This window comes from Pseudoalteromonas sp. HL-AS2 (genome assembly GCF_031198805.1).
GTDB classification, from domain to species: Bacteria; Pseudomonadota; Gammaproteobacteria; order Enterobacterales; family Alteromonadaceae; genus Pseudoalteromonas; species Pseudoalteromonas nigrifaciens.
The window spans coordinates 1,076,299-1,101,985 of record NZ_CP133571.1 but is presented as its reverse complement, the minus strand read 5'-3'; the positions used below and the strand labels follow the sequence as shown (position 1 = coordinate 1,101,985).

The 25,687-nt window shown below is 40.4% G+C and carries 27 protein-coding genes; 15 read left to right on the top strand and 12 right to left on the bottom strand.

What is annotated here, in order from left to right:
• Positions 1-92: 92 nt before the first annotated feature.
• From RB215_RS05220 to RB215_RS05200, 5 genes are all read right to left on the bottom strand, one after another.
• Positions 93-881 (bottom strand): hypothetical protein, encoded by a 789-nt coding sequence (locus RB215_RS05220; protein ID WP_011327725.1) that lies wholly within the window; start codon positions 879-881, stop codon positions 93-95.
• 141 nt (positions 882-1,022) lie between these two features.
• Complete coding sequence (locus tag RB215_RS05215; protein ID WP_182676823.1) at positions 1,023-1,538, bottom strand: hypothetical protein; 516 nt, start codon at positions 1,536-1,538, stop codon at positions 1,023-1,025.
• Positions 1,539-1,681: 143 nt separating this feature from the next.
• Positions 1,682-2,158: an FKBP-type peptidyl-prolyl cis-trans isomerase gene (locus tag RB215_RS05210; protein ID WP_309216981.1), complete on the bottom strand. Its 477-nt coding sequence runs from the start codon at positions 2,156-2,158 to the stop codon at positions 1,682-1,684.
• A gap of 2 nt (positions 2,159-2,160) precedes the next feature.
• A complete protein-coding gene (locus tag RB215_RS05205; protein WP_011327722.1) occupies positions 2,161-4,584 on the bottom strand; it encodes a Lon protease family protein in 2,424 nt (807 codons plus the stop codon).
• A gap of 76 nt (positions 4,585-4,660) precedes the next feature.
• Positions 4,661-5,119, bottom strand: a complete 459-nt coding sequence (locus RB215_RS05200) for a hypothetical protein (RefSeq protein WP_011327721.1) — start codon at positions 5,117-5,119, stop codon at positions 4,661-4,663.
• A gap of 232 nt (positions 5,120-5,351) precedes the next feature.
• Here RB215_RS05200 and leuS point away from each other — a divergent pair, with 232 nt between their 5' ends.
• The 15 genes from leuS (at position 5,352) to RB215_RS05125 (ending at position 20,790) form a co-directional block, all read left to right on the top strand.
• On the top strand, positions 5,352-7,940 hold the full coding sequence (gene leuS / locus RB215_RS05195) for a leucine--tRNA ligase (protein WP_011327720.1): 2,589 nt from the start codon (positions 5,352-5,354) through the stop codon (positions 7,938-7,940).
• 1 nt (position 7,941) lies between these two features.
• On the top strand, positions 7,942-8,433 hold the full coding sequence (lptE, locus tag RB215_RS05190; RefSeq protein ID WP_011327719.1) for an LPS assembly lipoprotein LptE: 492 nt from the start codon (positions 7,942-7,944) through the stop codon (positions 8,431-8,433).
• A complete protein-coding gene (gene holA, locus RB215_RS05185; RefSeq protein ID WP_011327718.1) occupies positions 8,433-9,470 on the top strand; it encodes a DNA polymerase III subunit delta in 1,038 nt (345 codons plus the stop codon). Before lptE ends, holA begins: the two co-directional genes overlap by 1 nt.
• A 15-nt stretch (positions 9,471-9,485) precedes the next feature.
• A complete protein-coding gene (gene nadD, locus RB215_RS05180) occupies positions 9,486-10,130 on the top strand; it encodes a nicotinate-nucleotide adenylyltransferase (RefSeq protein WP_041454377.1) in 645 nt (214 codons plus the stop codon).
• 92 nt (positions 10,131-10,222) lie between these two features.
• Entirely contained in the window at positions 10,223-10,540 is a 318-nt protein-coding gene (gene rsfS, locus RB215_RS05175; RefSeq protein ID WP_011327716.1) for a ribosome silencing factor, read from the top strand.
• A gap of 42 nt (positions 10,541-10,582) precedes the next feature.
• A complete protein-coding gene (rlmH, locus tag RB215_RS05170) occupies positions 10,583-11,053 on the top strand; it encodes a 23S rRNA (pseudouridine(1915)-N(3))-methyltransferase RlmH (RefSeq protein WP_058372938.1) in 471 nt (156 codons plus the stop codon).
• Positions 11,054-11,061: 8 nt separating this feature from the next.
• Positions 11,062-12,930: a penicillin-binding protein 2 gene (mrdA, locus tag RB215_RS05165; protein WP_011327714.1), complete on the top strand. Its 1,869-nt coding sequence runs from the start codon at positions 11,062-11,064 to the stop codon at positions 12,928-12,930.
• Entirely contained in the window at positions 12,927-14,033 is a 1,107-nt protein-coding gene (rodA, locus tag RB215_RS05160) for a rod shape-determining protein RodA (RefSeq protein WP_011327713.1), read from the top strand. The genes mrdA and rodA overlap by 4 nt, the downstream gene beginning before the upstream one ends.
• Entirely contained in the window at positions 14,033-14,806 is a 774-nt protein-coding gene (locus RB215_RS05155) for a septal ring lytic transglycosylase RlpA family protein (RefSeq protein WP_041454376.1), read from the top strand. The genes rodA and RB215_RS05155 overlap by 1 nt, the downstream gene beginning before the upstream one ends.
• A gap of 314 nt (positions 14,807-15,120) precedes the next feature.
• Complete coding sequence (locus RB215_RS05150) at positions 15,121-16,284, top strand: serine hydrolase (RefSeq protein WP_011327711.1); 1,164 nt, start codon at positions 15,121-15,123, stop codon at positions 16,282-16,284.
• A gap of 218 nt (positions 16,285-16,502) precedes the next feature.
• Entirely contained in the window at positions 16,503-16,781 is a 279-nt protein-coding gene (ybeD, locus tag RB215_RS05145; protein WP_011327710.1) for a DUF493 family protein YbeD, read from the top strand.
• 19 nt (positions 16,782-16,800) lie between these two features.
• Entirely contained in the window at positions 16,801-17,454 is a 654-nt protein-coding gene (gene lipB / locus RB215_RS05140) for a lipoyl(octanoyl) transferase LipB (RefSeq protein WP_011327709.1), read from the top strand.
• Positions 17,451-18,416, top strand: a complete 966-nt coding sequence (lipA, locus tag RB215_RS05135; protein WP_011327708.1) for a lipoyl synthase — start codon at positions 17,451-17,453, stop codon at positions 18,414-18,416. Before lipB ends, lipA begins: the two co-directional genes overlap by 4 nt.
• A 222-nt stretch (positions 18,417-18,638) precedes the next feature.
• Positions 18,639-18,878 (top strand): hypothetical protein, encoded by a 240-nt coding sequence (locus RB215_RS05130; RefSeq protein ID WP_011327707.1) that lies wholly within the window; start codon positions 18,639-18,641, stop codon positions 18,876-18,878.
• 298 nt (positions 18,879-19,176) lie between these two features.
• Positions 19,177-20,790: a M28 family metallopeptidase gene (locus RB215_RS05125; protein WP_041454375.1), complete on the top strand. Its 1,614-nt coding sequence runs from the start codon at positions 19,177-19,179 to the stop codon at positions 20,788-20,790.
• An 87-nt stretch (positions 20,791-20,877) separates the two neighbouring features.
• On the opposite strand, the gene RB215_RS05120 is transcribed toward RB215_RS05125, so the two are convergent.
• The 7 genes from RB215_RS05120 to RB215_RS05090 form a co-directional block, all read right to left on the bottom strand.
• On the bottom strand, positions 20,878-21,093 hold the full coding sequence (locus RB215_RS05120; RefSeq protein ID WP_011327705.1) for an EF-hand domain-containing protein: 216 nt from the start codon (positions 21,091-21,093) through the stop codon (positions 20,878-20,880).
• A 96-nt stretch (positions 21,094-21,189) separates the two neighbouring features.
• On the bottom strand, positions 21,190-21,402 hold the full coding sequence (locus RB215_RS05115; RefSeq protein WP_011327704.1) for a calmodulin: 213 nt from the start codon (positions 21,400-21,402) through the stop codon (positions 21,190-21,192).
• 149 nt (positions 21,403-21,551) lie between these two features.
• Positions 21,552-21,764 carry an EF-hand domain-containing protein gene (locus RB215_RS05110; protein WP_011327703.1) on the bottom strand — a complete coding sequence of 71 codons (213 nt, stop codon included), beginning with the start codon at positions 21,762-21,764 and terminating at the stop codon, positions 21,552-21,554.
• Positions 21,765-22,318: 554 nt separating this feature from the next.
• Positions 22,319-22,534 (bottom strand): TIGR02450 family Trp-rich protein, encoded by a 216-nt coding sequence (locus RB215_RS05105; protein WP_011327702.1) that lies wholly within the window; start codon positions 22,532-22,534, stop codon positions 22,319-22,321.
• A gap of 72 nt (positions 22,535-22,606) precedes the next feature.
• Positions 22,607-22,960 carry a cupredoxin domain-containing protein gene (locus RB215_RS05100; RefSeq protein WP_011327701.1) on the bottom strand — a complete coding sequence of 118 codons (354 nt, stop codon included), beginning with the start codon at positions 22,958-22,960 and terminating at the stop codon, positions 22,607-22,609.
• A 30-nt stretch (positions 22,961-22,990) separates the two neighbouring features.
• Positions 22,991-25,237 carry a heavy metal translocating P-type ATPase gene (locus RB215_RS05095; RefSeq protein WP_086998339.1) on the bottom strand — a complete coding sequence of 749 codons (2,247 nt, stop codon included), beginning with the start codon at positions 25,235-25,237 and terminating at the stop codon, positions 22,991-22,993.
• Complete coding sequence (locus RB215_RS05090; protein ID WP_179808057.1) at positions 25,237-25,671, bottom strand: MerR family transcriptional regulator; 435 nt, start codon at positions 25,669-25,671, stop codon at positions 25,237-25,239. The genes RB215_RS05095 and RB215_RS05090 overlap by 1 nt, the downstream gene beginning before the upstream one ends.
• Between the last annotated feature and the right edge of the window lie 16 nt (positions 25,672-25,687).

The window sequence follows — 25,687 nt, the reverse complement described above, 5'->3', positions numbered from 1 at the left end:
TTATTGGCGAACTAAATAAGTATTTAGTTCGCCAAAGCAGCAAACAATATAACTGTTATTTACGCGCTTAAATTAAAACCCCTTCTTTATTACTATTTAATATTTTCTGAAACCTCAATCATTACCGTTTGATCTACTTGTATAAGCCCGCGCTTTGGCCGGTCTAAATCTATAATAATAAATACGATTAAAGTAATTAACAAAGAAACCAATACTATGGGCACAATCATTCGCTTACCACTGAGTCCTGCGGAATAACCCATAATGCCGCCAGACGAAATAAAAACAATAAAGAGCAGTATTAATACCACCTCAGGTACATGCATTTGCAATAAAGCATTTCGCTTTCCTTGGCTGTCTATTACATCATTAAGCGATTTTACAAACGCTCCTGTAGTTACAGGCCTTGGGTCAACATTTGTGGCTGCGATAGCCAATGACCATAACTGACGCTGTAGGTTGGCTATTTTATTATTGTAGTCGTTACGCTGCGCGTGTTTGGTTAAATCTAATTGGCCTATAGCAACTCGTAAGTCTACATACTCTTTAAATAATTCATTGGCTTGTTTTTTGTATTCTTGTGGCAGTAATTCAACCCGTAATATGGCTGTGCCGATTGTGTTTGCTTCATCTATTAACGCCATGCTGCGGTTATCATACCGTTGCATCGACATGCTAAATGTAAAACCCAGTAGTAATGCTAACAAACCTAATATACTGCCCTGAATAGAACCCGTTAGCGTCTTAACTTCACTGTCGGTTCTGCCTTGAATAAACCGCCCTGCTCTAAAGCCTATTTCGTTAAAAATAACGATCGCAATAAACAATGTAACTGCAATTAATACACTGCTGTATCCATAAAGTAATTCATCTTCGAACATAATTTAGTAAATTCCACTGGCCATTATTTGGGTGTACTTTTTAAAGCGTACTCAACAAAGTTATACTTTAAAGATACGGTAAATTTAAACTGGAAGTAAGTAAAATTAAGTTAAGGGCTGATTCACCAACCTGCCTTAACGCTAAACATTATAGTCGTGATCGCCTCGTCTTTTCATTTCACTCATAACCAGCTCAACCATTTGTTGTTTTATTGCTGCTTGCTCTGATTTTAACTCCCCTAATTGCCGCTCTAGTATATCTATTTGCTCTTGTTGTTGTGAGTTTTTATATTTTTTAGACCCTAAATGCTCAACATCAATAGCTAAACTAGCATCACTTTTATTTGGCTCATTTGCGGTGCTATTTATGGTTAAACTGCTTTGAATTGGACTTTGTTTGAGTTTGTTAATTTGCTCTTGCAATGCAATAACCCGCCCTAAAAAGTGCTTATACACTTTTTCTAGGTTTTTATATTGATCGCCAAACATTGCGTTATCTTCACTGTACTTTTGTGCTTTAGTGTCTAAGAACTTTGATAAAACATATTTTGGCTCATCCTCTGTCTCACCTTCAGCAAGTTGCTTACCTGGTTGTGTTAAAGGCTGAGTATTAAGGCTGTATGCATGGTGTAAAGGGGGCGCTGGTGAAATCTTCATTACTTTATCCCTAAAATAGCTTTGTCACTATTATAGGTATCGACCTAACATTAAAATTCTTGAGTAACGTTTACAGGCTGGCTAAAAGCAAAAAGCCCCACTTTATGAAAGCAGGGCTTAAGTAATTATTACTTAAAATAATATTACGACTCAATAGCCAATAACTCAACTTCAAATATAAGCAGTGATGCCGGTGGAATGCTGCCCACACGTTTTTCACCGTAAGCCAGTTGATGCGGTACATAAAGTAGGTATTTATCGCCGGGGCTCATAAGTTGCAGACCTTCGGTCCACCCTTTAATAACTTGATGTAAACCAAAGCTAATAGGGGCTTTACGCTCAACTGAGCTGTCAAATACTGTGCCGTCTATTAACGTACCGTGGTAATGCACATTAACCATGCTTTTGGGGTTAGGCTTGTCATCGCTTTGCCCTTGGTGCAATACTTTGTACTGCAAGCCTGAAGCGGTCTCTTGTACGCCATCTACTTTTGCATTAGCTGCCAAAAAATCAGCTTCTATTTGCGCGTTAATACCCACTTGTTGTTTGGCTTTTTTGCTGTTTTTAAATATTAAAAAGCAAAATATGCCGATAATTACCGCTAATATTATATTAAGCATAGTTAATTTTTTTCCTCTTCTGGTTCTGCGTCTTTTTCATCTTCGCTATCGCCGTTTACAATGTCTGCAATATCTTTAAGTCGTGCTAAGGCTAGGCCGTTTACTGAGTTTTCAGGATAGTGCCCGTCAACTAAATCGCCAGCTTCTAAATCCATCAGTAAGTTAAGTGCCTGATCTACCGTCTCTACTGCGTAAATATTAAATTTACCAAGTTCAACTGCATTAAGTATTTCCTCATCTAACACTAAGTTAACTTGGTTAGATTTAGGAATGATCACGCCCTCTTCGCCAGTTAAACCGCGCATTTTACACAGTTTAAAAAAGCCTTCTATTTTTTCGTTTACGCCACCAATAGCTTGTACATCGCCATGTTGGTTAATTGAGCCTGTAAGCGCAATTGATTGACTCAGTGGTAAGCTAGTAATAGCCGAAATTAACGCGCATAACTCGGCAAGTGACGCGCTATCGCCATCTATGTAGCCATAACTTTGTTCAATTGCAATATTTGCACTGAGCGTTAAGCTAAAGTGCTGCGCGTATTTATTGCCTAAATAGCCAGTAAGTAGCATTACCCCTTTAGAGTGAATTGCTTTACCTAGCTCGGCTTCGCGCTCTACATCTAAAACGCCATCGGCACCGGCATAAACTGTTGCCGTAATACGCGCAGGTGTACCAAATGAGGTATCGCCAATATGCAGTACAGTTAAACCATTTACTTTGCCTATGGCTTGGCCTTGCGTGGCAATAAGGGTGTGCCCTTCTTTAATATCACTGAGCATGTTTTCGCTAATTTGCCCAGTACGATACTGTTTACCTTCAATGGCTTCGTCAATATGATGAGCGTCTATAACCGTTAGCTTGTCTTGTTTGGCATAATAACTTGCTTCGGCTACCAGCTCTAACACATCGGCAAAGCGGGCAGAGAGTTTATTATGATGCTCGGCTTGGCGATAACTAAATTTGAGCAAGCGCACCATTGCTGCTTCTGTAGTGGTGCATTTTAAAACGTGCTCACAATAGTCAGTTACTTTGGTAATAAATTGGTACTGTAATTTATCGCTACTCGGTAAGTAGTAGTCAAAGTCGGCTAGTATTCTAAACAGCTCAGCAAATTCTTCGTCGTACTCACCTATGGTGTAGTACAGCTCGCGCGAGCCTAATAATATTATTTTTACATCTAGCGGAATTAACTGCGGGCGCAACGTAAAACTGCTGCCTACAACGCTATCTTGATACGGTAAGTCATTTTTAATTTGATGGGTTTTAAGCGATAGTTTTAAACCATCCCACACTTGTGGGTTAGCCATTACTTTTTCGGCGTCCATCATTAAATAGCCACCGTTAGCGCGATGCAATGCGCCGGCCTGAATTGAGCGATAGCTAGTTATAAGCGAGCCTTGTGAGGTAGCGTACTCAACCTTGCCAAATATGTTGCCAAACGTTGGGTTAGGTTCGTAAACCACAGGAGCGGCGTCGCCTTCTTTAAACTCAACTAAAATATTGGGCGCAAAAAAGTCTGTAAGCATGCCTTTGCGATCAAAGTCTTCTTTGTTTTCTTCGCTTTCGCCTTCATCGTCTAACCACTCAAGCACAGCGTCAATAATTTCTACGCGAATGTCTTTTAAATAACGCAGCACGCCAATATGGCTGGCATATTTATGCTCTAAGTCTTTTAATAAGGGCTTAGTTGCTTGCTCGGCAGTCGACTTTTTAAGGTTACGTAGTTTTTCGGTAGATTCACGCTTCCAGCGCGGCAGCTCAATAAGTGCTTCTATTAATGTGTCTTCGAGTTTTTCAATTCTTTCAAAAAAGGTTTCACGTAGCTCATCTTCAAGGTGCGAAAATTCATTATCGCTTAGCTGCTTGCCACCTATTAATGGAGCAAAACCTACTACGCCTTTTTCTTCAATAAGCGCCACACTTTGTTCAAGCGCCGCAATTTCTACCGCGGTAATAGCACCGTCATAGGCGTCGTTAAATTCACGGTCTATGGATTTCTTTTTGCGCTGGTACGCAGGGTTGTCAAATGCGGCAGGAAAGGTGTCGAGCACTTCGTCAATAAAAGCATCAATGTCATCGGCAAGCTTTTTACTTTGCCCAGCTTGCATAAACAGTGCGATAGGCTCGCGGTGGTCGTCGTAATTATTTACATACAACCACTCATTAGGCGTTACTCTGCCTTTGGCATGCTCTTTTAGTTTGTCTTTTACTAGGGTAAAACGTCCATGTGCAGCTTCGCCCATTACGTATACGTTATAGCCAGGTAAATCCATACCGAGTGAAAAGTCTAATGCACTTTGCGCCCGTTGTTGGCCTATAAAAGTAAAATGCTCTGGGTATGGGTTGCTCATGCAAGTATGCACGTGGCTAGTAGAAATGCTCGGCGCAAGCTTTGATACAGGTAGTGGCAGTAATTTTTTCGTCATTCTAACTTCTTTGTTTACCAGCGTATTCACTGGCTTTTGGCGTATTAAGTGGCCTGCAGCCACTTAATACTTATATTTAGGGTTGCAAAGCCTTACGGCTAAAATAGATTCCATCACACTCTAAACAAGGTGTTATTTGCGTAGCATGATAAACATCGTAACTATGATTACAATTCTTACATACTAATGTGCCCATGGCTATCCATTCGCCTACGTGATATATGCCATTGTGCTTAAAATCTTGGCTAAGTGAGTGCCACTCTAGCTGTGTTTTGTCTTCTATGTGCGAAAGCTCATACCATAATGATTCTTTAAGCTCTTGCCATGCAAGCGAATTATAGTGGGTTTCGTGCTCTTGCAAGTGTTCTAAATCGCGCATTAAGTAGTTACGATAAAGTTGATACTTTTCTTCTCCTAAATTTTTAAGTGCCTGCTCAGATTCAACAAATCGTTTTACCGCCTCTTTTAATTCATGATCTTTTACATCTTTTAACCAAAGCGTTAAATCGTTTAGCCATGTTTTGTAGTCAGCCATTTTCTTACTCCTGCAAATTTAGGGCATATTTAGATTTGTAGGTTGAACCTATTAGGGCTGTTAAATCAACCTTTAACCTATGCTTTTCAGCAACTAGCTTACAAAAGTATAGGTTAACCTGCACTGAAAGTTATAATTTAATAAAAGCGTGTTTATGGCGCTATAAATAGCGGTTTATTTGGGTTATCCTAGAGCTAATTTTTTATTAGTCGTAAGAAGTCTGGAACCGTAGATGCAAGAGCAATATAACCCTCAAAAAATAGAGTCAAAAATCCAACGTTACTGGGAAGAAAACAAAGTATTTAAAGTTACGGAAGATGAGAGCAAAGAAAAGTATTACTGCCTTTCTATGTTCCCCTACCCGAGCGGTCGACTCCATATGGGTCACGTGCGTAACTACACTATTGGTGACGTTGTATCTCGCTTTCAGCGCTTAAAAGGCAAAAACGTAATGCAACCTATGGGTTGGGATGCGTTTGGTTTACCTGCAGAAAACGCGGCTATTAAAAACAAAACAGCCCCTGCAAAATGGACCTACGAGAATATTGACTACATGCGTACCCAACTTAAGCAGTTAGGTTTTGGTTATGACTGGGATCGCGAAATTGCCACCTGTCATCCAGAATACTATAAATGGGAACAATGGTTTTTCACTAAGTTGTACGAAAAAGGCTTAGTGTACAAAAAAATGTCGACGGTTAACTGGGATCCGGTAGATCAAACTGTATTAGCTAACGAGCAAGTTATTGACGGTCGCGGTTGGCGTTCGGGCGCTGTGGTTGAGCAAAAAGAAATTCCACAGTGGTTTATTAAAATTACCGACTACGCACAAGAACTACTTGACGATTTAGACAAGTTAGAAGATTGGCCTGAACAAGTTAAAACCATGCAGCGCAACTGGATTGGTCGCTCTGAAGGGTGTGATATTGAATTTAAACGCACTGATAACAACGAAACATTTAGCGTTTATACCACGCGTCCAGATACCTTTATGGGTGTGACTTATGTAGCGGTTGCTGCAGGCCACCCAATTGCTAAAGAAGCGGCTAAAAATAGCGATTCTGTGGCACTGTTTGTTGAAGAATGTAAAAACAACAAAGTAAGTGAAGCCGACATGGCAACCATGGAGAAAAAAGGCATAGCAACAGGCTTTTTTGCTACTCACCCACTTACTGGTGAGCAAGTACCAATTTGGATCGCTAACTTTGTATTAATGCATTACGGCTCAGGCGCGGTAATGGCAGTGCCTGCACACGACCAACGTGACTTTGAATTTGCAACAGCCTACGGCCTTGATATTAAACAAGTGATTGCGCCAGTTACGGGCTCTGACCTTGAAGTAAACCTAAACAAAGAAGCGTTTACCGATAAAGGTGTATTGGTTAACTCGGGTGAATTTGACGGCCTTGATTTTGACGCGGCATTTAATGCCATTGCCGATAAGTTAGAAGCCTTGGGTGTGGGCGAGCGTAAAGTAAACTTCCGCCTGCGTGATTGGGGCGTAAGCCGCCAACGTTATTGGGGTTCACCAATTCCAATGCTTAGCGACGAAGACGGTAACGAACTTGCAGCAACCGACGATATGCTGCCAGTACGCTTACCAGAGGACGTAGTAATGAATGGCGTTACATCGCCAATCAAAGCTGATCCTAACTGGGCAAAAACCACCATGAATGGCGCACCAGCGTTTCATGAAACCGATACCTTTGACACCTTTATGGAATCGTCTTGGTATTACGCTCGTTACTGTAGCCCACGTCATGACGAAGGCATGCTAGACCCAGCAGCGGCTAACTATTGGTTACCAGTAAACCAATACATAGGCGGTATTGAACACGCTATTTTACATTTATTGTACTCGCGCTTTTTCCATAAACTATTACGCGACTTTGGTTTAGTTGATTCAGACGAGCCATTTGACCGCTTACTTTGTCAAGGTATGGTATTAGCCGAAACATTTTATCGTAAAGATGAAAAAGGAGCTGATATTTGGATTTCGCCAAGCGACGTAAATACCGAAACAGACGACAAAGGCCGCGTAACTAAAGCATGGCATAAAGTTGATGGTAACCCGGTGTTTTCATCTGGCATGAGCAAAATGTCAAAATCGAAAAATAACGGTATTGACCCACAGCATGTTATTGCACAATACGGCGCCGACACTGTACGTTTATTTATGATGTTTACAGCACCACCAGAGCAAACGCTAGAATGGTCTGACGCGGGTGTTGAAGGTGCACATCGCTTCTTAAAACGTGTGTGGAAATACGCGGTTGATGTTAAAACAGTTGGTTTTCAACCACTCAATAAAACAGCATTAAATAACGAGCAAAAAGTACTGCGTCGCGATTTACACAAAGCAATTGCTAAAGTGAGTGATGATGTTGAACGTCGTCAAACCTTTAATACTGCTATTGCGGCAATTATGGAGCTGTCTAATAAATTATTAAAAGCACCGTTAAATAGTAAGCAAGATGTAGCGATAGCTAACGAAGCGCTTGAAGCAATGCTTATTATGCTTGCACCTATTACGCCGCATTTGTCGCACCAATTATGGCAAGAGCTAGGTAAAGAAGGCGATATAGTTAACGCTTCATGGCCAGAGGTTGATCAGTCGGCTTTGGTTGAAGATGAAAAGTTAATTATTATTCAAGTTAACGGAAAACTACGCGCTAAACTAACCGTTGCAGCCGATGCCACAAAAGAGCAAGTAGAAGCACTCGCTTTTGAACAAGCAAGCGTAACTAAATACACTGACGGTGTTACCGTTCGTAAAGTTATTTACGTACCGGGTAAACTGCTTAATGTGGTAGCTAATTAATATGGCCGCTTTTAACGCCATTAAAAACGGACTAGCCTTAGTGCTAGTCTGTTTTTTATTAACTAGCTGTGGCTTTCATTTAAAAAAAGCCTCTAGCTTGCCAGACGATCTAAAACAAATAACCCTCATTGGCGACGATGAAAAGTCAGCGTTATTTAGCGCCTTAAAAAGTGAGCTTATTGCCAGTGACGTTAAACTAGTTGCGGCTAGTAAAAAGTCGGCACAGCTTTATTTATTTAAAGATCAGCTTGAACGTCAAACCTTGTCGTTGTTTCAAAATGGCCAAGTAGCAGAATACGAACTTACTTACAGTGTTGCGTTTGTGATCAATCGTCCTAATGCTGAGCCAATAGAAAAGCGCTTTGAGTTATATCGTAATTATCAAGACGATCCTGACAATGCATTAGCCAAAGCAAAAGAGCTTGCACTCCTTATTAGCGAAATACGCCAACAAGCTAGTCGTCGTATTCTTAGAGAGTTGTCGCAACTATAATGCGCTGTTACGCTAATCAATTACCGAGTGAACTAAAAAAAGGCTTAAAACCCTTTTACTTAGTGTTTGGTGAAGAGCCTTTTCAAGAAGCGCAATGTGTACAACAAATTCGCGCAATTGCTAAAGAGCAAGGCTTTGATGAAGTAATTAAATTTACTTTAATGCAAGGTTTTGATTGGCAAGAAATTATAGCTCAATATCAAAGTATGTCGCTGTTTAGCGCCCGCACTATTATTGAGCTTGATTTAAACCAGCAAAAGCCAGGAATTATTGGCAGCAACACGTTTAAAAAAATTATTGAGCTAATAAACCCCGATACCATTTTAATTATTAAAGGCGCTAAAGCCAGCCAAGACGTACAACGCAGTGCTTGGTTTAAAGCGCTTGATAAACACGGTTTATTTGTACCTTGCTATCCGCTTACCGGTACGCATGTAAAGCGTTGGTTAGATGAGCAATGCCAGCGTTTATCTCTTAATATGCAAAATGAGGCAAAGCTGAGTTTAATTAGCGCCACTGAAGGTAATTTACTGGCGTGTTTTCAAGAACTCGAAAAACTCTCATTACTACACGCCAATGCGCTCATTACACAACAATTAGTAATGCAAGGGCTATTAAATCAAGCCAAGTTTGATATTTTTGATTTAAGCGACGCACTATTAAACGGCCAAGCTAAACAAGCAATAAAAGTGCTGAATAAACTGGCCAGCGATAACACCGAAGTGGTGAGTATTTTATGGGCAATAACCAAGGAGCTTAACACCTTAATTGATGTGCAAATTGGTTTACTTAATGGCGAGCCCATTGCTAATTTATTTAAGCAAAAAGCAATATGGAAAAACCAACAAGCGCCAGTACAAAGTGCTATAAACAGGTTAAGTATTCATACCCTTGAGCAAATTAGCTCTGAGCTTGCAATATTTGACGCCAGCTACAAACAAGGTAACTTAATTGCGCCCTATCAAGCACTCGCGCATATTTGTATTAAGTTTTGCCAACCGCTGAATATTTCGCTGCCATGTCATCCTGTTAATTAAAATGCAGAATTTAACATGATCGCAATTTTTGGTGGCACTTTCGACCCCGTTCATTTGGGGCACATTAATATGGCAAAGCAATGCGTAAATGCACTTAACTTAAATACGTTGTACTTTATGCCTTGCGCACTGCCCGCCCACAAAATGGCTCCTGGCATTAGCACCGAGCACCGAGTAGCTATGCTCAATGCAGCAATTGCGCCTTACCCTTTTTTTCAACTCGATTTAAGAGAGTTGCACCGCACTGGGCCTTCTTATTCTTTATTGAGTTTACAAGAATTAAGAGCACAGCATCCAAACACGCCAATTGTGTTTTTAATTGGCATGGACTCGTTTAATAACCTCGATAAATGGTATCAGTGGCAAGCAATCACGCAACTTTGCCATATTGTGGTGTATCAACGCCCTGGGCAGCAATGTGCTGTTAGTGGCCATTTACAGCATTATATGCAACAAGCGCAAGTTAATAATGCAAAAACCCTTTCACATACGGTTGCCGGTAAACTTTATTTTTTACCCGGTGAAATGCTCGATGCAGCATCGAGTAATATTCGCCAACAACTTAAAAATACTAATAAAAAGAATGAACTATTACCCGATGCAGTGAGTCTGTATATAGAGCGCCATGCGCTTTACCAAAATGATGATAATACTAATTAACCTTGACAAGTGAATACTCTGCAAGAGTCATTGGTATAAAACCCCTAGCATGTTAAAATGCACGCTATTAAATTTAAAATTGAGACAAAACCTTGGATTCGAAACAACTACTCGCTTTTGCAATAGATAAAATTGAAGATATGAAAGCACGCGATGTGATTCATATTGACGTAACAGCAACATCAGACATTACAGACTACATGGTTGTATGCTCTGGCACATCTAAACGTCATGTTCTGTCAATTGCTGATAATTTAGCAAAAGAGGCTCGCCACGCAGGTGAAGAACCTTTAGGTTATGAAGGCCAAAGCGACGGTGAATGGGCATTGGTTGATTTAGGTGATGTGGTTGTACACGTGATGCAAAACGAAGCACGTAGCTATTACGATCTAGAAAAACTGTGGGGCTAGTAATAAACACCCACTTATTTTAGACAGGCTTGGAAGTAACACGTGAAAATACAAATGATTGCCGTTGGTACAAAAATGCCAGCTTGGGTAGAAACCGGATTTACAGAGTATCAACGTCGTTTTGCTAAAGATATGGCACTTGAACTGATTGAAATCCCAGCCGGAAAACGTGGTAAAAATGCAGATATAAAACGCATTTTACATATTGAAGGTGAAAAAACCTTAGCAGCTATTCCTAAAGGCAACCGTATTGTTACTCTAGAAGTAACAGGTAAACCACTTGATACCCACGAACTTGCTAAAAACATGGAAAAATGGCAACTCGATGGCCGCGATGTAAGTTTACTTATTGGCGGTCCTGAAGGACTTGCACCAGAGTGTATTGCTGCCTCTGAGCAAAAATGGTCGTTATCTAACTTAACTTTACCGCACCCTTTGGTGCGTATTATTGTTGCTGAAAGCCTATACAGAGGCTGGAGCTTAAATAACAACCATCCTTATCATCGCGAGTAATCCTTGCCATGTTAAAACAAAGACCCACTATTCGCGACCATTCAGCAGAGGCAAACTTATTTGCACGGCGTGCGTTTGTGGGTTTTATTTTTATATTAGCTCTAATTGCTATTTTACTCTCGAATTTATATAAAATTCAGGTAGATGATCATCAAAACTACCAAACTCGCTCCAACGACAACCGTATTAAAGTTATTCCAATTGCGCCTAACCGAGGTTTAATTTACGACCGCAATGGCGTATTACTTGCCGAAAACAAACCCGTTTATAATCTTGAGGTTATTCCTGAAGATGTTGCAGACCTGCCGCTATCGCTTGAACAAGTAAGTAAAATAATAACCATAAGCGAGCAAGAAAAAACCGACTTTTTAGACGATATAAAACATACGCGGCGTTTTAAAAGCCAAGTACTAAAAGCACGTTTAGATGAAACAGAAGTTGCTAAATTTTCGGTAAACCAACATAAATTTCCGGGCTTTAGTATTGAAGCTCGCCTCGCCCGCTATTATCCGTTTGGCGATACCCTTACCCATGCACTGGGCTATGTGGCTAAATTAAACAGAAAAGAGCTAAATAAATTAACTCAAGAAGATCAAGCTACAAATTATCGCGCCACTCACGACATTGGCAAACTCGGCATCGAAAAGTATTACGAAGAACTCTTGCATGGCCAAGTGGGCTCGCAGCATGTTGAAGTTAATAATCGCGGTAGAATAATTCGCACTTTAAGCATGCTCCCCCCGCAACCAGGGAGCGACTTAGTACTCACACTCGATATTGGTTTACAGCAAATTGCCCAACATGCGCTTAAAGATATGCGTGGTGCTATTGTCGTTATGGACGCTAAAGATGGCGGTGTACTTGCGCTTTATTCTAACCCTAGTTACGACCCTAATTTATTTGTGCACGGCATAAGCAGCAAAAACTATAAAGCCTTACTAAACCCAGACCGCCCGTTAATTAATCGTGCAACTCAAGGTCGTTATGCACCTGCCTCTACTGTAAAACCACATATGGCTATTTTAGCCCTAGAGGAGAATATAGTCAGCGAAAGTACTTCTATGTGGGATCCTGGTTTTTTTCAAATTCCAAATGTAGAGCATAAATGGCGCGACTGGAAACGTTGGGGTCATGGTCATGTTGATGTATACAAAGCAATTGAAGAGTCGTGCGATACCTATTTTTACGATGCAGCTTATCGCTTAGGTATTACTAAAATAAGTAACTTTATGTCGCGTTTTGGCTTTGGTGAACTCTCTGGTATTGATATTCATGAAGAAACTACGGCAATACTGCCCTCAAAAGAGTGGAAAGAAAATCGCTTTAAAGAGTCGTGGTGGCGTGGTGACACTATTTCTGTAGGCATAGGCCAAGGCTATTGGACCGCCACTCCAATTCAGATTGCAAATGCGACAAACATTTTAGTAAACCGTGGTATTAACCATCCGCCACATTTAGTGCAAGTCGTTAAAAAAGATAACGACATTATACAAATCAATAATGAAGAAAAGCCCCCTGTAATATTAAAAAACCCTCATCATTGGCAAATTGCTTTAGATGCAATGCACAACACAGTAAAAAAAGTATCGGGTACTGCGCATAAAGCATTTAAAGGGACTAATTATGACTCTGCTGGTAAAACGGGCACAGCACAAATAGTAAGTATTGCTCAAGGCGAACGCTACGATGCTGATGCGTTAAAAGAGCGACAACGCGACAACACTATTTATATTGGTTTTGCACCGTATAACGATCCCAAAATTGTAGTGTCTGTAATATTAGAAAATAACCATGGTGGTGTGCAAATTGCTCGGCAACTTATGGATTACTACTTTGCAGCCAACCCCGTTAATCTTGCAAGGAATAACATCCCATGACCGCTTTGCACGATAAACGCTCAATTTGGATGCGCCTACATATAGACTTACCCTTATTTATTGCGCTGCTAATAATGATGGTCGGTAGTATCACTATTGTGTACAGCGCCAGTGGCCAAGACAACGCCATGATGATCCGCCATATTACGCGTATGGGCGGTGCAATTGTAGCTATGTTCGTATTAGCGCAGCTATCTCCTGCTACTTTAAAGCGCTTAGTTATACCGCTTTATTGCTTAGGGCTATTAATGCTGGTTGGAGTGTTATTATTTGGAGTGAGTTCTAAAGGTGCTCAGCGCTGGCTAGACTTAGGTATCACTCGCTTTCAACCATCTGAATTAATGAAGCTTGCAGTCCCCATGATGGTTGCTTGGTATATAGGACGTAATCACTTACCCCCTCGCCCACTGCATTTAATTATTGGTTTTGTAATTATGATGCTACCGACGCTACTAATTAAAGAGCAGCCCGACTTAGGCACTTCTATATTAATTGCCAGCTCAGGTGTTTTTGTATTGTTTTTATCGGGTTTGAGCTGGCGTTTAATTGGTTTTTTAAGCTCTATCGTAGCACTCGCTGCATGGCCTTTTTGGCACTACGGTATGCACGATTATCAAAAGCAACGAGTACTTACTTTTTTAGATCCTGAAAGCGACCCGCTTGGCTCTGGCTATCATATTATTCAGTCTAAAATTGCGATTGGCTCTGGTGGCATTGAAGGTAAAGGTTGGTTACAGGGTACGCAATCGCAACTTGAATTTTTACCAGAGCGCCATACTGACTTTATATTTTCGGTGTTAAGTGAGGAATTTGGCTTATTTGGGGTGTGTATTTTACTCAGTTTATATTTATTTATTATTGGCCGCGGTTTATACATTGCCGTTAATGCACAAGATGCCTTTGGCAAGTTATTAGCTGGCTCACTTACACTGACATTTTTTGTTTATGTGTTTGTAAATATAGGCATGGTATCGGGTTTATTACCCGTTGTAGGTGTACCGCTTCCACTAATAAGTTATGGTGGTACGTCTATGGTGACGCTGATGGCCAGTTTTGGCATTATTATGTCTATTGCAACTGATAAAAGGATGCTTTTAAAATAATGCAATTTTATACTCGATTTTTTACTATCAGCTTTGTCCTAATACTTTTAAGTGCTTGTAGTAGCTCAAATAACACCCCAAGCAGTCGCTACAGCATGCGCCATGATGCTGCACCATTACGTGCGCCTACCACATTAGAAATGCAAGACGCTGTAGTGGTTAAAGTTACTAAAAGTGCCAGCGCAAGCCGGCCTTATACCGTATTAGGTAAAAGTTATACGCCTATGCTTGACGAGACTGGTTATGCAGAGGAAGGCATTGCATCGTGGTACGGCCGTAAATTTCATGGTTATCATACTTCAAATGGCGAAATATACGATATGTTTGCCATGACCGCCGCTCATAAAACACTGCCCTTACCTAGCTTTGTAAAAGTAACAAATACCAGTAATAATAAATCTGTCATTGTGCGCGTAAATGACCGTGGCCCATTTCATGAAGATAGAGTGATTGATTTATCCTACGCAGCCGCATACAAACTAGGTTATTACACCCATGGTACAGCCAAGGTTAAGCTTGAAGCAGTTACGCTTGACAATTCGACTGCGCATTTAACCTATATTCAGGTAGCAGCAGGTAGTACACTAGCAAATATTGAAGCACTGGCTAGTCGTTTACGCCTCGATTATAAATTACCCACTAATATCGTGCAAAAAGACGATATTTTCAGGTTGCATTTAGGGCCAATTAAAGACGCCCAGCATGCACAGCAAGTATTAACACAATTAAAACAAAACCAATTTAAAAACGCGTTCTTGCTTTACACTCAGTAAGACTAATACCCAAACTACCCTAAGATGCAGAATTCAGCGTTGTACTGGGACTTAATATCTAGGCGTTACTTTGCTGAAATGGTAATCCCTTTTAAAAAGTAACAACACAGAGAGTAAGCTCCAGTGAAACGCCCTGGAGGTTGGTTTAAAAACGATTTATACTGCGTTATTGATTTGAACAATAGAGTGACTATTATTTGTAATCAATGCCTTGCCTAAATCGTTTTTAATTCCAACGACGCCCGCATCTAGGGGTAGTTTGGGTATGTGAATGGGCTAACGCAAATCTTTAACTTTAACCATTAATGAGTATGATGAAATCTATTAAACATAAAATTCTCAACGGGGTATGCGGCCTAGTTTGTTCTGCCGCCGTATTTTCAGCCACCGCACAAATTATTCCAGCACCTCCTCAAGTTAATGCTAAAGGTTATTTTTTAGTAGACTTTACAACTGGTAAAGTTATTGCCCAAGGTGAAGCTGATACAAAGTTAGCACCTGCTAGTTTAACTAAAATGATGACCAGTTATGTTATAGGCACAGAAGTTAAAGCCGGTAATATTGCACCTACCGACATGGTTACAGTTAGCGAAAAAGCATGGGCTAAAAACTTTCCAGAATCATCTAAAATGTTTATTGAAGTAGGTAAACAAATTAGCGTTGATGACCTAAACCACGGAATAATTATTCAATCAGGTAACGATGCCTGCGTTGCTATGGCAGAGCACATTGCCGGTAGCGAAAGCGCTTTTGCTGATTTAATGAACGCCCACGCTGCAAAATTAGGCATGAGCAACACTCACTTTATTAATAGCCACGGCCTTGATACCGACGCGCACTATACAACACCGCGTGATATGGCAACACTTGGCGGCGCACTTATTCGCGATGTACCCGATGAGTACGCACTTTATAAGAAAAAGTCATTTACTTATAACGGCATTAAACAATACAACCGCAACTCATTATTATGGGATGAAAGCCTAGACGTAGACGGTATTAAAACCGGCCATACATCAGATGCAGGCTACAGCTTAGTAACCTCTGCAACTAAAAACGATATGCGTTTAATTGCCGTTGTTATGGGTACTTCAAGCGAGCGCGCACGTAAAGAAGAAAGCAAAAAGTTACTTAACTATGGCTTTCGCTTTTATGAAACAATTACACCGTACAAAGCAGGCGATAGCTTTGCAGAGCAACGTATTTGGATGGGTAATAAAGAAAATGTTTCTTTAGGTATTTTAGAAGATACCCCTATTACTATTCCACGTGGTCAGCATAAAAATTTAAAAGCGAACTTTAAATTAGATAACACGCTTGAAGCGCCATTAGCTAAAGGCACTAAAGTAGGTACTTTATTTTTACAACTAGAAGGCGAAGATATTGCACAATATCCGCTAGTTACACTTGAAGAAGTGGAAGAAGGTAGCTTCTTTAGTAAAATTTATGACTACTTACGTTTACAGATTATGCAATAGCCGCATAAAACAATATTAACGCCTCTGCTATGAGGCGTTTTTTTTTGCTTGAAAAATGCTAGAATGCGCCCCATATAAGTCAATTATGTTGAGTTGTAACTTTTTTGGCACAGCCAAACAAGCTTAACTCAGATTGCCATTAGCCCAATAGTATTAAGCTTAGGGTTTGCCACTTAGCAAAATTAAGCCAACACTTTTTTGTATGAGGAGTCACTGTCGTGGTTCAACCAGTTAAAGATACTAAATTTGATGAGTATTTAGAGTTCCCTTGCCCGTTTACATTTAAAATAATGGGTTTAGCCAATGTAAACTTAACGGATCAAATTTTAGCTAAGTTACAAGTTATTGCACCTGGCGACTATGCCCCAAAAGTAAAACCAAGTAGCAAAGGTAATTACGAATCAGTTTCGCTTGTTGCAACCGTTACTAGTGGCGCTCATATTGAAGAAATTTATAACGTGATCAGTAATCTAGATGACGTACGCCACATGCTTTAAGCCATAATTGAGATTTGTTGTGAAAGAAAACACCTTAATCGTGCGCCAACTTGGCCGCCAGCGTTACTTGCCAATTTGGCAGAAAATGCAAGACTTCACCGATACCCGCGACGACGATAGCGCGGATGAAATTTGGTTAGTAGAGCACGAAAGTGTATTTACTCAAGGCCAAGCAGGTAAAGACGAGCACTTACTCGCACCCGGCGATATAGAAGTGATTAAAGTTGATCGCGGTGGGCAAGTAACCTACCACGGCCCCGGCCAGCAAATGATGTATGTACTATTTAACTTACGTCGTTTAAAAATTGGTGTACGCGAATTAGTTACTTGGCTAGAGGAGTGTATTATTGAATCCCTCGCCGAGTACGACATTCAAGCATACGCCAAAGCCGATGCGCCCGGTGTTTACGTTAACGACAGTAAAATAGCCTCTTTGGGTTTACGCGTTCGTCGTGGTTGCTCGTTTCATGGCTTAGCATTAAATGTTAACATGGACCTAAGTCCATTTTTACGCATTAACCCATGTGGTTATGCAGGCATGAATATGGTGCAAACTAAAGAATTAAAGGGTCCTCAAAACCTAGAAACAGCAGGTGCAGGACTGGTAAAACACATGATTAAAAAGCTTAATGCAACACAGGTTAAGCATACTGAAGGGTTTGAAAACGAATGAATAAACCAGTCAAGATGGAACCAGGTGTAAAACTACGCGACGCAGCAAAAATGGCGTTGATCCCCGTAAAAGTTTTACCAACAGAAAAAAACGAAATGTTACGCAAGCCAGAGTGGCTAAAAATTCGCTTACCTAAATCAACAGAGCGTATTGAGGGTATTAAACAGGCAATGCGTAAGCATGGGCTGCACTCGGTATGCGAAGAGGCTTCATGCCCTAACCTATCTGAATGTTTTAACCACGGTACAGCTACCTTTATGATTTTAGGTGCAATTTGTACTCGTCGTTGCCCATTTTGTGATGTTGCCCATGGTCGTCCATTAACACCTGATGCAACTGAGCCTGAAAAACTAGCGCTTACAATTAAAGACATGAAGCTAAGCTATGTGGTTATTACCTCGGTAGATCGTGATGATTTACGTGATGGCGGCGCGCAGCATTTTGCCGATTGTATTCGCGAAATTCGCAAGCACAGCCCGAATATTACTATTGAGATTTTAGTACCCGATTTTCGTGGCCGTATGGACCGCGCACTCGAAATACTAATCGAAACCCCACCAGATGTGTTTAACCATAACCTAGAAACTGCGCCGCGTTTATATAAGCTTGCGCGTCCAGGGGCTGATTACAAATGGTCACTTGAGCTACTGCGTCGCTTTAAAGAAGCGCACCCAGAGATTAAAACTAAGTCTGGTTTAATGGTTGGTTTAGGTGAAGAAATTAGCGAAATAGAAGAAGTACTTCGCGACTTACGTGCCCATAACGTTGATATGCTTACAGTAGGCCAATACTTACAGCCTTCTAAGCACCACTTACCAGTAAAACGTTACGTGCCACCTGCTGAGTTTGATGCACTAAAAGCCTACGCTGATGAAATTGGCTTTACTCATGCAGCCTCTGGCCCATTTGTGCGCTCTAGCTACCATGCTGACCAACAAGCGGCAGGTAAAGAAGTAAAATAAGTCGTTTTTGGCATAAAAAAACCGCTCGCTTTTATTAAGCAGCGGTTTTCTATTAGGCACCTAGCATTATGCTAATTGCTTAAACCAAAACAAATCCGCGCATAATTATCTCGCTTGTAGCCACCACTGGCTAAACTATTTTTACTGATCGCAATTTATCGTTAGGTCAATCGGCTTTTACTTGAGACAATCGCGGTAGTTATTTTTAAAACATGGTTTATTATGAAACTATTAGTTCGCAACTTATCTCGTGCTACTTCTGAGCACGACCTTCGTACTTTATTTGCAGAGCACGGTAAAGTGACTACCTGTAACTTAGTACTTGATAAAGAAACTGGCCAATCTAAAGGTTTTGCCTTTGTTGAAATGCCAAACGACATAGAAGTTAAAGGTGCAATTAAAGCCCTTAACCAAGCAACTGTTGATAAAAGCAAAATCCGCGTTAAATTGGCAGATGCTTAATTAGTTAGCCGCGGCTATTATTGCCCTTAATATTATAAACACAGATGTGTTTTATTATTAGGGCAGTATTAATTTAGCCTACATTTATAACACTGCCACAACTAATTTTTGCTCCTTGCTCCCCCTCCTAAGTTCTAAGTTCTAAGTTCAAAGTTCAAAGTTCAAAGTTCAAAGTTCAAAGTTCAAAGTTCAATATTGTGCAACAGCTAAAACTTAAGTCTATAAAATTATATCCTGTATAGACACTTTAAAGTTCGCTGTATATAGTCGAGCTATGTATTACCTACCCTCAGTTATTATGACAATTATAAAAACAACCAGCCTTTTTTTATTTCTAACGCTCATAGGTTGCTCAGAGCAAGCTGCAGACACAACTAAACTTGAGAATTCCCAAGAACTTAGTATTAATAATATTAAGCAGCACATTAAAACACTCGCCTCAGACGAATTTGAAGGTCGTGGCCCCCTTACAGCCGGTGAAGTAAAAACGATTGGTTATTTAACTAAGCAATACCAAGCGTTTGGTTTAAGCGGTGCTTATAACGATAAGTACTTACAACCGGTGAAAATGGCAAAAGTAACTGCTGATCAAAATATGCAATTAACTATTGGTGAGCTCACTTTTAGTGCAGGTAAAGACTTTACTGCCCGTACCGAGCAGCTACAAAGCGTTATTGATGTGCGTAATTCTGACGTGGTATATGTAGGCTATGGTATTAATGCACCAGAATATAACTGGAACGATTATAAAAATCTTGATGTAACAGGCAAAACCGTGGTGGTGTTAGTTAACGATCCTGGCTTTGCAACTCAAGACGACAGCCTGTTTACCGGTAATGCTATGACCTACTACGGTCGTTGGACTTACAAGTACGAAGAAGCGGCTCGTCAAGGTGCTGCTGCCGTTCTTATAGTGCACGAAACTGCACCAGCAGCTTACCCGTGGAGCGTGGTAGAGAGCTCAAATACGGGTACTAAATATACGCTAATTGATGACACCAACAACACCTCAAAACTTCCCGTTATGGGATGGTTACACCTTGAGGCTACCGAGCGCTTATTTAATGCTGCAAACCTTAACTATCAGCAATTAAAACAACAGGCTTTAAATGCTGACTTTAAAGCGCTGCCGCTTAATGTAAAAGCCAACCTGGCTTTTAAAAATGAAGTATCGCATGCAAAATCGCATAACGTAGTAGCACAACTTACCGGTAGCGAACTGCCAGACGAATACGTTGTAATTAGTGCGCATTGGGATCACTTTGGCACTAAACAAACAGATAGCGGGCCTAAAATTTATAATGGTGCGGTAGATAACGCATCAGGTACAGCCGCCACGCTCGAAATTGCCAGAGTAATGAGTAAAATACATCAACAAACGCCATTTAAACGCTCGATCATTTTTGCCAATTTTACCGCAGAAGAAACTGGCCTAATTGGCTCAGAAGAATTTGCATCTGGTGCGGTGATCCCAACTAAACAAATGGTTGGCTTATTAAATATTGATGGCATGAACGTACTTGACGCTACTGACTATGTTTTACAGTATGGTAAAGGGCTTTCTGAAATGGAAGATTACTTAGCTAAGGCCGCTAAGGCACAAGGTCGAACGGTAAAAATGGATCCTCGCCCGCAAAATGGTTTATTTTTTCGCTCTGATCACTTTTCGCTTTCTAAGCAAGGTGTGCCCAGTTTATTATTTATGAGCCTTGGTGATACCGACCCTGATTACATTACTCATAAGTACCACAAAGAAGCCGATGATTACTCTACCGACTGGTCGCTTGGTGGTGTAGAGCAAGATAGCCAACTGATCATTAATATAGCCACACAACTGGCTAACAGCAACGATTGGCCAAAGTGGAAAGCAGAGTCTGACTTTAAAACAAAACGTGAGCAAGATAAGCGCTAGCAATTGCGTTTTAAACACACATAAAAAAGCAGCCAATTGGCTGCTTTTTAGTACGTATTATCATTATTTAGTTAGAAATGGGTAGCATTATTGAACTGCTGCAAACTCTTCTTTAGAAAGTTCACCATTACCATCTGCATCTAATTCATCAAATATTTGTGCAAGCTGCGGGTTTGCCTGCGCTTCTGTTTGGCTAATAACGCCGTCGCCATCTGTATCAAATGAGTCGAAGTCTACTGCTGCAAATGCCGCTGAAGATGATGCTAGTGCGATTAGTGCTAATGTCTTATGTAATGTTTTCATTGTGTTATCCTTAAGCTTAAAGCCTGTTTAATAAAAAATAATAAAGTGAAAAGTCCTTTTCAAGAATCCATATTCTGTAAATTAATGTGCTGAAAATTAATACTCAGCAAATTCTTCTTTAGAAAGCTCACCGTTGCCATCAACGTCAAGCTCTGCAAATTGCTCCATTAACTCAGCGGCAACCGACGCTTCGGCTTGGCTAATTGTGCCACTGCTATCTACATCAAGTGTTTCAAAGTCGGTGCCTGCAAATACTGCAGATGAAGACGCTAATGCCATTAAAACCAGTGTTGATTGTAACTTTTTCATAATTTAATCCTTCAAGTCTATGTAATATAAATGTATTAACTTTCCCATGAACACTTGAATTTCCTTATTATTCTTTATCAAAGGCTCCCTTGCCTATTTAGGTTGTCTTTGGCAACTCAGAATATTAATTGTGTTGTAGGGCTTGAGGCTTATGCCTTAGAAAATTCTTCTTTAGATAACTCACCATTTTGGTCAGTATCAAGCTCAGTAAATTTACTCATAAGCTCTGCATCTACCGACGCTTCTGCTTGGCTAATTGCACCATTACCATCTACATCGAGTGTGTCAAAATCTGTTGCTGCAAAAGCCGCTGATGAAGAAGCTAAAGCCATTAGTACCAGTGTTGATTTAAATGTTTTCATAATGTAATTCCTTCATTGGGTTATGATTTAAGCTGTTTAACTTTAATCTTGTTTTGCTCAATACAGCTTAGGTATTACAACTTCGGTGCCATGTTTTTAAATCACAATAAAAACAGTTACTTATACTTATTTAAGCCGTTTGAGGGTGTTTTATAATGATTTTTTGTTGCTTTTTAGCAACAGCTGTTTGATGTTAAATAATTAAAGCTTAAAAATCATAAGGTTAACTTTAATAAAAAAGACACAACACAGCGCAAATAAGCCACTACTGGCTGCTTTAAGTTGATTTTGTAATAAACCCACCATGAACAATTTACTTTTTATAAATTATTAAATAAAAAACAAACAATAAGGCATTGAAATTTAATAGCTTTTTATAATTAATTTTATTTATTCAGCATTTATGAAGTGTTTTAAAGTAAATGATACTTTTTGTCGCCATTTGGCGAATGCAGGGCACATTAGGATGTGATTAACAGTGAATTGAAACAAAAAACCGCTACATAATCTTAATGCAGCGGCTTTATTATTTTTACGAGAAGTGGAATTAGTTGTTATTTCCAGCCTTGTAACCAATTTTGTGCGTTTTTTAAATCTCGCCAACTAATTGGGTATTGGCTTTTTGAAATTATTGCCTCAGTAACGCACGCAATCACGTTGCTATCCTCATCGTACTCAACCTCTATAATAATAAAGTGTTTTTCTTTATTGATTGCAGGTACTGCAGTCCACTTACTATTAAGTAGCTTTTTAGGGTTTAGTTTATTCATAAAATTGCAAAGTCCAACCAAGCTGTAAATATGATAAGCCAATACGCGCTAACAATACGTTTAGCTCAACTATTACTGCACTATTAGCTTACCTTTATACATTTGCATTTGGCAGTGAAAGTCGTACTCACCTACTTTAAGCTCGGGTATTTTTAAGGTATTAGCATCGCCCATTACGAGGGTTTTACTTATATCAAGCTGTGGAAATATGACTGTTTCGCTACATGGTGCACTATCTTGGCGATCGAAGTTAAGTGTTAACTCTTTACCTGCAACAACTTTAATTTGCGCCGGCTGGTATATACCGTTATCAACCACTATAACTACCTTATTGTCGTTACTTTGCACTTGCTTTGGCTTAAAAAGCCAAAACCAGTACACAATCGCAATTATGAGTAATGCGCCTAATATATTAATCATCAACATAATTATTACTCCTAAATTAAAGGCTTTGGCTTATGATTTTGCTGGTTTAAAAAAGCGTAATCTATTGGCGTTACTAACAACCGTTAGCGATGATAGTGCCATAGCAGCCCCTGCTACTACTGGGTTAAGCAATAATCCAAAAAATGGATATAACAACCCAGCAGCAATTGGAATACCCGCCACATTATAAATAAAGGCACCAAATAGATTTTGCTTAATATTTAAAATGGTCGCGCTACTTACTGCAATTGCATCTGCAAGGCCGTGTAACGATCCGCGCATTAGGGTTATGTCGCCACTTTCTATGGCTATATCAGTGCCTGTGCCAATCGCAAAGCCAACATCGGCTTGTGCTAGTGCCGGTGCATCGTTAATGCCATCGCCCGTCATACCCACTATTTCGCCCTTTGCTTGGCGTTTTATAACTTCATTTACTTTGTCGTCAGGGAGTACTTCTGCAATAAAGTCCTTTATTCCTACTTTTTTAGCAACTGCTTGCGCTGTTGCTTGGTTATCACCTGTGAGCATGACTAAGTGAATGCCTTTATTTTGCAACCGCTTAATTGCTGCAGCTGAGTCTGCTTTAATAGGATCTGCTACAGCAATAATAGCCTGTAGCTGTTGATTAACTGCAAAATACATTGGGGTTTTTGCTTCACTTGCCAATGTTTGTGCCTGCTCGTACGCATCGTCAATTGCAACATGGTATTTATCCATTAAGGCCTTATTACCAAACAACAGCGTTTGTCCATCAAGTGTCCCTATTACTCCTTTACCGGTAAGTGCATCAAAGTCAGTTACTTTACTCAGCGTTAAGTTTAGCGCTTTAGCATAACTTATTATGGCCTCGGCTAATGGATGCTCTGAACTACTCTCTAGGCTAGCAACGTGCTGCATTACTGTGTTTTCATCGCTGTTATTAAAGGTAATAACATCGGTTACCGTTGGCGATCCTTGGGTAATGGTGCCAGTTTTATCTAAAATCATGGTGGTAATTTTAGAAGTTACTTGTAGTGCCTCACCGTTGCGGATCAGTATTCCCGACTCAGCAGCTTTACCTATGCCCACCATTACCGACATTGGCGTTGCTAAACCAAGCGCACACGGACAAGCAATAATAAGCACTGTAGTGACAGCAACTACCGCATAAGCAATTGCTGGCTCAGGGCCAAAGTTTAACCAGGCAAGCCCAGCAAGTATTGCTATTATCATTACCGTGGGAACAAAAATACCCGAAATAACATCTGCTAAACGACCAATTGACGGCTTTGAGTTTTGTGCCCGCTTTACCATATTAATAATATTGGCGAGTGTTGTTTCGCTGCCTATATGGGTCGCTTTGAATAATAATGTTCCGGTTTTATTAATACTACCAGCGACTACCGTATCGCCTATTTGTTTAGTAACCGGCATAGGTTCACCCGTTAGCATTGATTCGTCAACACTACTACTGCCTTCAAGCACTTCGCCATCTACTGATATTTTTTCGCCCGGGCGCACTCGTACCTGATCACTTTTTACTACGTCGCTAATATCAATATCGCGCTCTTGCCCGTCGCGAATAACACGTGCTGTTTTTGGTTGCAGCCCTATTAAACGCTTTATAGCCTCAGAGGTGCGCCCGCGTGCTTTTACTTCTAATGCTAGGCCTAAGCTTATTAAACCAATGATCATTGCTGAGGCTTCAAAGTACACATGCCTTGCCACCTCTGGTAGTAGGTTAGGGGTAATAACGACTACCATAGAATATAACCAAGCAGTACCGGTTCCCAGCGCTATAAGCGTATCCATATTGGCGGCATGGTTTTTAAATGCTTGCCATGCGCCATTGTAAAATTGCTTACCGGCTACGGCCATCACTGCCAACGTGGCTAAACCCACAATAAACCAAGCTATACGTTGAGTCGTGGTTATTACGTTCATATCGAAAATAAGCCCATAAAGCATTAATGGTGCACCTACGCCTAACGCTAATATCATATTGCGCATTAATTTTTTATAATGCGCGTCATCGGCTTTGGCTTTTTCATCGAGCGCATCTTGCTCTGAGTCATTACTCATGGGCTTTGCTTTATAGCCAATGTTTTCTACCGCTGCAATAAGCGCCGCTTCATCCGCTTGCCCTTCCACTTGTACGGTGCGTTGTGCAAAGTTCATTTCTACTCGCTGTGCACCCGATACTGTTTTTAGCGCTTTTTCTATTTTTGCTACGCAGCTGCCACAATTAGCCCCTTCAATAATAAAGTTTTGTGAGCTGCTGTTAATATTATTACTCATTACGCCTCCGGGTTATTTTCTTCAGTGCTAATGGGGTCAACAAATGACTCTATTAAACTACATATATCAGCGCTAGTTGCGCCATCGGGAGAACTTTGCCACTGCTTAACTGCCGCTTGCATTCGTGTGCGCAGCTTAAGTGTTTCTTGAAAAAGAGCTTCGGTTTCGGCTAAGCGTTTAACTATTAGTTTTCGTGTTAATGGGCATGGGCAGTTTCCTTGCTCCGACTCAGTAATAATGTGCTGAATATCTTTAACAGAAAAGCCCAACTGACGAGCATTGATTATAAACTTTAAACGCTGTTGATCAGTTTTTGTATATTCTTGATAACCGTTACTTACACTACGGACTGGTTTGAGCAACTGCATTCGCGTGTAATGGCGAATAGTGTCGGGTGTAACGCTCATTTTATTGGCAAGTTGTTTAACGTACATAGCTCCTCCGTGATAA